This window comes from Halohasta sp. A2, from assembly GCF_056175805.1.
In genome coordinates, this window is sequence record NZ_JAQFWV010000237.1 from 1 (window position 1) to 364 (window position 364).

The window sequence follows — 364 nt, forward strand, 5'->3', positions numbered from 1 at the left end:
GCAGATACCGAAACGGTGTCCGTAGGGAGTGTAGTCTCCACAGGCGTTGATTCGGAGCGTCCCGCTCCTAACCGCTTCTTGATACCGCGAGAAAGGATGTTCCACGCCGCGTTCGCGTCCCTGTCTGCCTCAAACCCACACGAGGGACACGAGTGTTCGCGCACCCATAACGGCTTGTCGCTCGAAACGCCGCAGGATGCGCACTCTTTGGTCGTCCCTCTCGGATTGACCGCGACGAAGTGCGTCCCTTCGCGGTCGCACTTGTATTCGAGCAGTCGTAGGAACATCCCCCACGCCGCTCCTGCGCGGTTCCGTGAGTTCCCCGGTAGCTCGACCAAGCCCTTCGCGTCGAGGTCTTCGACCG

General features: G+C 61.5%; 1 protein-coding gene. It reads right to left on the bottom strand.

Going from position 1 to position 364, the window contains the following annotated elements; translation table 11 throughout:
* Window positions 1-364 (bottom strand): RNA-guided endonuclease InsQ/TnpB family protein (locus O2S87_RS18960; protein ID WP_475410246.1); only part of this gene is annotated, 364 nt, incomplete at both ends.